Annotated in this window: 4 protein-coding genes and 6 pseudogenes; 8 read left to right on the top strand and 2 right to left on the bottom strand. The window is 70.6% G+C overall.

The window, feature by feature from the left end:
• Nucleotides 1–158: 158 nt before the first annotated feature.
• Nucleotides 159–1,937: pseudogene (locus tag AD428_RS19370) on the top strand (copper resistance system multicopper oxidase).
• On the opposite strand, the gene AD428_RS27200 reads toward AD428_RS19370, so the two are convergent.
• A complete protein-coding gene (locus AD428_RS27200) occupies nt 1,895–2,092 on the bottom strand; it encodes a hypothetical protein (RefSeq protein WP_200908065.1) in 198 nt (65 codons plus the stop codon). The pseudogene AD428_RS19370 and the gene AD428_RS27200 sit on opposite strands and share 43 nt — an antisense overlap.
• Before the next feature lie 78 nt (nt 2,093–2,170).
• On the opposite strand from AD428_RS27200, the pseudogene AD428_RS19365 reads away from it, so the two are divergent.
• The 3 genes and pseudogenes from AD428_RS19365 (at nt 2,171) to serA (ending at nt 4,779) form a co-directional block, all read left to right on the top strand.
• Nucleotides 2,171–2,934, top strand: a pseudogene (locus AD428_RS19365) (copper resistance protein B).
• A gap of 37 nt (nt 2,935–2,971) precedes the next feature.
• The gene (locus tag AD428_RS19360) at nt 2,972–3,442 is read left to right on the top strand and encodes a DUF411 domain-containing protein (RefSeq protein ID WP_152968151.1); all 471 of its coding nucleotides are present in this window, start codon (nt 2,972–2,974) and stop codon (nt 3,440–3,442) included.
• 137 nt (nt 3,443–3,579) lie between these two features.
• Nucleotides 3,580–4,779, top strand: a complete 1,200-nt coding sequence (gene serA / locus AD428_RS19355; protein ID WP_053246268.1) for a phosphoglycerate dehydrogenase — start codon at nt 3,580–3,582, stop codon at nt 4,777–4,779.
• 36 nt (nt 4,780–4,815) lie between these two features.
• Here the strand turns inward: serA and AD428_RS29125 are convergent.
• Nucleotides 4,816–5,670: pseudogene (locus AD428_RS29125) on the bottom strand (LysR family transcriptional regulator); the annotation flags it as partial.
• Between the two features lie 153 nt (nt 5,671–5,823).
• On the opposite strand from AD428_RS29125, the gene AD428_RS19345 reads away from it, so the two are divergent.
• The 4 genes and pseudogenes from AD428_RS19345 to AD428_RS25470 all read left to right on the top strand — a co-directional run.
• The gene (locus tag AD428_RS19345; RefSeq protein WP_053246266.1) at nt 5,824–6,255 is read left to right on the top strand and encodes a VOC family protein; all 432 of its coding nucleotides are present in this window, start codon (nt 5,824–5,826) and stop codon (nt 6,253–6,255) included.
• A 25-nt stretch (nt 6,256–6,280) separates the two neighbouring features.
• Nucleotides 6,281–7,013 (top strand): annotated as a pseudogene (gene pxpB / locus AD428_RS28320) (5-oxoprolinase subunit PxpB).
• A gap of 166 nt (nt 7,014–7,179) precedes the next feature.
• Nucleotides 7,180–7,236: pseudogene (locus tag AD428_RS29690) on the top strand (hypothetical protein); the annotation flags it as partial.
• A gap of 79 nt (nt 7,237–7,315) precedes the next feature.
• A pseudogene (locus tag AD428_RS25470) lies at nt 7,316–7,872 on the top strand (TonB-dependent receptor plug domain-containing protein); the annotation flags it as partial.

Below are 7,872 nucleotides of genomic sequence, written 5' to 3'. Positions count from 1 at the left end.
CGCCGATGCCCGGTCCGACGCCGCGGGCACGGTGGTCGGCAGCACGCTGCGCGGGCCGGACCGCGCCAACATTACAGAAAAGTAATCCGGCCGACAGCCTGGGGTCATCCCGGCTTCTCTACAGTGCCATCACCGCAACTCCCGCAACAAGGAAGACAGTGACAGGCACTCCGCCCCGCGCCGCCCGCCGCCGCTTCGTCCAGGGGCTGGCCGCCGCGGCGCGCTGGCCGCGATGGGCGGCTGGCGCGCCGCCATGGCGCATGCGCATCCGCCCGCCGACGAACTGCGCGGCACCGAATTCCACCTGGAGATCGGCGAGACGCCCGTGAATTTCACGGGCGCGTCCCGCATGGCCACCACGGTCAACGGCCGGCTGCCCGCGCCGCTGCTGCGCTGGCGCGAGGGGGACACGGTGACGCTGCACGTCTCCAACCGCCTGCGCGAGCAGACCTCCATCCATTGGCACGGCATATTGCTGCCCTCGGACATGGACGGCGTGCCCGGCATGAGCTTCGAGGGCATCGCGCCGGGCGCGACCTTCACCTACCGCTTTCCGGTGCGCCAGAGCGGCACCTACTGGTATCACAGCCATTCCGGCTTCCAGGAGCAGACCGGGCTGTACGGCCCCATCGTGATCGAACCGCGCGGCGGCGAGGCCGCGGCCAGCGACCGCGAATACACGGTGCTGCTGTCCGACTGGACCGATGAAGATCCGATGCGCGTCTTCCGCAAGCTGATGGCGATGCCCGACTACTACAACCGCCTGCAGCCCAGCGTGGAAACCCTGGTGCGCGCCGCGCGCGCCGAAGGCTGGGGCGCGGCGCTCTCGGAGCGCCTGATGTGGGAACGCATGCGCATGAGCCCGGCCGACCTGGCGGACGTCTCGGGCGCCACCTACACCTTCCTGGCCAACGGCGTCACGCCCGCAGGCAACTGGACGGGGCTCTTCCGGCCGGGCGAGAAAGTGCGGCTGCGCTTCGTCAACGGCTCGGCCATGACGTATTTCGACCTGCGCATCCCCGGACTGAAGATGACGGTGGTGGCGGCCGACGCCAGGACGTGCGCCCCGTGGAAGTGGACGAGTTCCGCATCGCCGTGGCCGAAACGTACGACGTCATCGTCGAGCCCGCCGAAGACCGCGCCTACACGATCTATGCGCAGGCCATGGACCGCTCCGGCTACGCGCGCGCCACGCTGGCGCCCCGGCCCGGCATGCAGGCCGAAGTGCCGCCCCTGGACCCCGTGGCGCTGCTCGGCATGCGCGACATGGGCATGGCGCACGGCGCGGCCCATGGCATGCCGCGCGGCCAGGCGGCGGCGCAGGACATGCCCGGCATGGCGGACCACGCCATGCCGGGCCATGCCGCGCAAGGCCATGCCATGCAGGACCATGGCGGCGCGGCGGACGGCATGGTCCCGCAGGCGCACCCCTATCCGGCCGAGCGCGGCGTGGGCAACGCCATGCTGCCCGATGCGGTTTCCACCCGGCTGGACGACCCGGGCGTGGGACTGCGCAACAACGGCAGGCGCGTGCTGACCTACGCCGACCTGCGCTCGCTGCGCGAGCCCGCCGACAACCGGCCGCCCACGCGCGAGATCGAACTGCATCTCACGGGCAACATGGAACGCTATATGTGGTCTTTCAATGGCGTGAAGTTCTCGGACGCCAGGCCCATCGTGCTGCGCCTGGGCGAGCGGGTGCGCTTCGTGCTGGTCAACGACACCATGATGACCCACCCCATCCACCTGCACGGCCTGTGGAGCGACCTGGAGTCGCCCGACGGCGCGTTCCAGGTGCGCAAACACACGATCTCGCTCAACCCGGCGCACGCCTGAGCTATCGCGTCAGCGCCGACACCCGGGGCAAATGGGCCTATCACTGCCATTTGCTGTATCACATGGAGGCCGGCATGTTCAGGGCGGTCGTGGTGGAGTAGCCATGCGGAACCGGACTATCATCGCGGCCCTGGCGCTCGCGCTGGCCGCCCCGCCCGCCTGGGCGCAGCCGATGGACCACGCGTCGATGGCGCACGGCGCGTCCGGGCCAGCGTCCCCGGACGCCGCCGCGGATCACGCGAACCATGCGGGCCATGCGGGCCATGCAGGCCCACGGGAATCCTCGCGGCATGGACCCCGCCGGCCGGGACGCGCCGCCCCGGGCCATGCCGGCATGGATCATGCCCGGCCCGGCGCGCCGGACTCGCCCGCCCCCGATGCCGTTCCCGTGGGCAGCCTGCCTTCGGCGACGGCGCGGTGGGAACGGGCGACTATGCAAGCTACGGCATCCATCCGCACATGATGGACAACGCGCCCGCCTGGCAGTTGCTGATGGACAAGTTCGGCTGGGCCGGCGACCGCGACGGCCGCGACGCCCTGCAATGGGACGGCCGCTTCTGGTTCGGCACCGCCACCGACCGTCTGCTCATAAAGAGCGAGGGCGAGCGGCAAGGCGGCCGCGGCGACGGCAGGCTGGAGGCTTACTGGAGCCGTGCCGTCTCCCCCTTCTGGGATCTGCAGCTCGGGGCGCGGCGCGACATCGGCGCCGGCCCGCGGCGCAACTGGGCCGCGCTGGGCATGGAGGGCGTGCTGCCGTATCACATCGACCTGCAAGCCACGGCCTATGCCGGCGGCTCGGGCCGCACCGCGCTGGGCCTGAAGGCCGAATACGACCTGCGGCTCACGCAGCGCCTGGTCTTCACGCCCGAACTGCAAGCCAGCCTGTATGGCAAGAACGACCCGGCGCGCGGCGTGGGCTCGGGCCTGTCGTCCGGCTCGCTGTCGCTGCGGCTGCGCTATGAGGCCACGCGCGAGTTCGCGCCCTATGTGGGCGTGTCCTTCGAGCGCAAGTTCGGCCGCACGGCCGGCTACGCGGCGGACGCGGGCGAGGGGCGCTCGCAGGTGCGCGCCCTGGCCGGCGTCCGTTTCTGGTTCTGACGCTTCCCCTCCCCCTGCTTTCATGAGAACCGCCGCCATGATGTCCGCTACCCTCGTCCGCCGCCTCGCCGCGGCAACCGCCCTGGCCGTCCTCCCGGCCCTGCCCGCCCTGGCGCCCGCCCAGCCTCCGGTGTCCGTGCAGGTCTGGAAAACCCCAGCCTGCGGCTGTTGCGAGGACTGGATCCGCCACATGCGGGAAAACGGCTTCGACGTGGCGGCGCACGAGGTGAACGACACCTCGGACGGTGCGCCGCCACCCCGCATGGACGGCTACGGCTCCTGCCACACGGCCGTCGTGGACGGCTACGCCATCGAAGGCCACGTGCCCGCCCGCGACGTACGGCGGCTCCTGGCCGAGCGCCCCGACGCCGCCGGGCTGGCCGCGCCGGGCATGCCGCTGGGCTCGCCCGGCATGGACGGCCCGGAATACGGCGGCCGCAAGACGCCGCACGACGTGCTGCTGGTGGACAGGACCGGCCGCGCCACGGTGTGGCGGCCCTACCGTTGAAATCATTCGCCCCTGCCGGCTTAATGGCTACTTGCTGCAGCGCGGCGGAAATGCGCCACAATAAATAGAACGCATTCTCCGCCCGCGTTCGCCCGTCCGCGTTTTCTCCATCCGTTTTTCCACCCCTGCAGGCAGCCATGGCAAAAATCGTCCTGTTCGAGAACATCCATCCCAGCGCCCGCGCCGTCTTCGAAGCGGCCGGCTACACCGACATCGTCACGCATGCGTCCGCGCTGCCGCCCGAGCAGTTGCGCGACGCGCTGCGCGGCGCGCACGTGGCCGGGATCCGCTCTCGCACCCACCTGGACGCCGACCTCATCGCCGCCAACCCCGAGCTGCGCGTGGTGGGCTGCTTCTGCATCGGCACCAACCAGGTCGACCTGGACGCCGCCATGCAGCGGGGCGTTCCGGTTTTCAACGCCCCCTTCTCCAACACGCGCTCGGTGGCCGAGCTGGTGCTGGGCGAGGCCATCCTGCTGCTGCGCCGGATTCCCGAGAAGAACGCCCGCGTGCACCAGGGCCATTGGGACAAGACCGCCTCCGGCGCCTTCGAAACGCGGGGCAAGACGCTGGGCATCGTGGGCTACGGCAACATCGGCTCGCAGATCAGCACCCTGGCGGAAAGCCTGGGCATGCGCGTGGTGTTCTACGACGTCGAAGCCAAGCTGCCGCTGGGCAACGCGCGCGCCGTGTCCACGCTGAACGAGCTGCTGGAGCAGTCCGACGTGGTCACGCTGCACGTGCCGGGCGGCAAGTCCACCGAGAACATCATGAACGCGGACACCATCGCGCGCATGCGGCGCGGGGCCATCCTCATCAATGCCTCGCGCGGCACGGTGGTGGACATCGACGCCCTGCATGCCGCCCTGACGTCCGGCCACCTGGCCGGCGCGGCCCTGGACGTGTTCCCGGTGGAGCCCAAGGGCGCGGGCGAGCCGCTGGCCAGCCCGCTCATCGGCCTGCCCAACGTCATTCTCACGCCGCACATCGGCGGCAGCACGCAGGAATCGCAAGAGAACATCGGCCGCGAAGTGGCCGAAAAGCTGGTGCGCTTCCTGCAGGCCGGCACCACCAAGGGCGCGGTGAACTTCCCCGAGCTGCCCTACCTGGAGCCCGCCGGCGGCGCGCGCATCCTGCACGTGCACCGCAACGCGCCCGGCGCGCTGGGCACGCTGGACAACCTCATGGCGCAGCACGGGCTGAACATCGTCAGCCAGAGCCTGCAGACCAAGGGGCAGATCGGCTATGTCATCACCGATGTCGAGGGCCAGGTGGACGACGTGGTGATGAGCACGCTGCGCAACCACCCCATCACCGTGCGCTGCGACCGCGTCTGAGGCCCGGGCCGCCGGCCCGCTTTCAGGGCTCGGCGGCGCCTCGGCCAGGCAGTCGGCCATTTTCTGGCGCACGCTGCCCGGTTCGAAAGGCAGGCGGCCGATGATGCCGATCTCCCGATAAAAAGCCGCCTCGCCCAGCGGCAGCAGGCGCAGCCCGGTTTCGTCCAGGCCGCGCAGGTGCGGCAGCAGCGCCACGCCCAGGCCGTGCGCACCAGACCGGCGATGGCCTCGATCTCGTCCAGCTCCACCGCTTCGTGCGTGTGGATGCGGTGCTTTTTCAGGAAGCGGTCGACCGCGCGGCCGCCGAAAGACGCGCGATCGTAGCGGATGAACGGCTGCGTGGACAGCAGCTCGCGCCAGGAAGCCTGCGGCGCGGCGGCCGGCGCGGCCAGCACCATGGGCTCGCGCAGCAGCGGCAGCCAGCCCAGTTCGGGCGGCAGCGCGAAGGGCGGCCGGATGACCACGGCCCATGTCCCACCCTCGCCCCGCGTCCACCTGGCCCAGCAGCCGACAGCGACACGCCCGGCACGATGCGCACCCGCACATCCGGATAGGCGGCGCGCAAGCCGCCCAGCGCGCGCACCTCAGATCCTGCTGCCGCCGACACGATGGCGCCCGATGCGCAGCGAACCGCTCACCTGCCCCGCCCCCGCCCGCCCATGCGCCTCGGCCCATGGCGACCAGCTCTTCGGCCTGGGGCAGCATGTCGCGGCCATGGGCGTTGAGCACGGCCGCGCGGGCGCCGCGGTCGAACAGCGCCACGCCCAGGTATTCCTCCAGCCGCCGGATCTGCGCGCTGACGGCGGACTGCGTCAGGCCGAGCTGCGCCCCCGCGCCCGTAAACGTGCCGTCGCGCGCCACGGCGATGAAGGTTTTGAATTCCTTTATCACAATCGATTTTTTTGTTGCTTAGTCTCAAAAAATATCGTTTTTCAATCAAAAAAACAATCTCTACACTAAGTCTGCCTTTATTCCGGAACGCGGAGCGCGGGCTTGCCGCCCGCATCCGCGTTTTGATTTAATCTTTGCCTTCTGGAGCCTTGCATGTCCGCCCAAACCTCCCTCCCGCCGTTCCACCTCGCCTTCCCGGTCCGCGACCTGGAAGAAGCCCGCGCCTTCTATGGCGAAAAACTGGGCTGTCCGGAGGGGCGCAGCTCGTCCGAATGGGTGGACTTCAATTTCTACGGCCACCAGATCGTGGCGCACCTGTCGCCCGGCGAATGCGGCCACAAGGCCACCAGCGCCGTCGATTCGCACAATGTGCCGGTGCGCCATTTCGGCGCCGTGCTCTCCATGGAACAATGGGAAGCCATGGCCAAGCGCCTGACCGACGCCGGCACCGAATTCGTCATCAAGCCCTACATCCGCTTCAAGGGCGAGGTGGGCGAGCAGGCCACCATGTTCTTCCTGGATCCGTCGGGCAACGCGCTGGAGTTCAAGGCCTTCAAGAACCTGGATTCCCTGTTCGCCAAGTAACCCCCTCTATGAAGGTTTCGCGCCGTTGAATGCCCATTCCGATTCTCTTTCACCGGCCGGACCCGCTGGCGCATCCTCCCCCAGGGTGACCGCTGCCTCATCATCGACTTCGGTACGGAAATCGATGCCGCCACCGGCCGGCTGTGCCTGGCCGCCGCGCGGCGGCTGCGCGAAGCCGGGCTGCCCGGCGTGACCGACGTGGTGCCGTCCTTCGTGGCCGTGGCCGTGCACTACCGGCCCGACGCCGGCGGCACGCCCACCTACGGGCGCGCTGGCGGACCGCATCGAGGCCCTGCTCGGCGCCGGCATCGCGGCCGAGGACGCGGATCGGGCGCGAGATCGACATCCCCGTCTGCTACGGCGGCGAACACGGCCCCGACCTGGACGACGTCGCCCGCGCCGCCGGCCTGACGCCCGACGAGATCATCGCCGTGCACAGCGGGCCCGCGCGCCATGGTGTTCATGCTGGGCTTCGCGCCCGGCCACGCCTACCTGGGCGTGCACGACGACAGGCTCAACATTCCGCGCCGCGCGTCGCCGCGCACCGCCGTGCCCGCCGGCGCGGTGGCCGTGGCCAACCGCCAGACCGTCATCTACCCGGCGCGGCTGCCGGGCGGCTGGAACCTCATCGGCGCCTCGCGCTCGCGCTGTTCGATCCCGCCCGCGAGCCCGCGGCGCTCCTGCAGCCCGGCGACTCGGTGCGCTTCGTGCCCATCGGCCCCGAAGAATTCGAACGGCTGCGGGGAGAACGCGCATGAGCCTCCCGCGCCAGTCCAGGAGCGAAGACCGCGGCGCGCCCCGCGAAGGCGCGCCCCGCGAAGGTGCGCCCGCGGGCTTCACGGTGCTCAAGCCCGGCATGCTGTCCAGCTTCCAGGACCGCGGCCGCGAAGGCTGCCAGCATCAGGGCATTCCGGCCGCGGCGCCATGGACGAGCGCGCGCACCGGCTGGCCAATGCGCTGGCGGGCAACACACAAGACTGCGCCACGCTGGAAATCACGCTGGCCGGCCCCTACGCTGCGCTTCGACGCGCCCGCCTGTTTCGCGTTGGCCGGCGCCGACCTGGGCGCCACGCTCAACGGCCTGCCCGGGGTGGCCGCCACCAGCTACGGCCCGATGGTGGGCCGGCCCATCATCCGCGGCATGGACGGCGACCGCATCCGGCTGCTGAACAACGGCGTAGGCGCGCTGGACGCGTCCTCGCTTTCCTACGACCACCAGGTGCCCACCGACCCGCAGGCGGCCGACCGCGTGGAAATCCTGCGCGGGCCGGCGCCCTGCTCTACGGCGGCAACGCCATCGGCGGCGTGGTCAACACCATCGACAACCGCATCCCCACCGAACCCATCCAGGGAGTGCAGGGCCAGATACAGGGCGAATATGGCGGCGCCAACACCTCGCGCAGCGGCAGCGCGCGCGTGGAAGGCGGCGACGGCACGTTCGCCGTGCACGCCGACGTGTTCGCCGCGAAACCAGCGAGCTGCGCATTCCCGCGATGCGCGCTCGGCCCGCGCGCGGGCCGCCGATCCGGACGCGGCCTCGCCCCCACGGCCGGCTGCCCAACAGCGACGGCCGCGACAGCGGCGGCGCGCTGGGCATGGGCTGGACCAGCGACCGCG

The sequence above is a fragment of the Achromobacter sp. DMS1 genome (genome assembly GCF_001270295.1).
The sequence above is the reverse complement of the archived record's forward strand: the minus strand, read 5'-3'. Positions and strand labels throughout refer to the sequence as shown.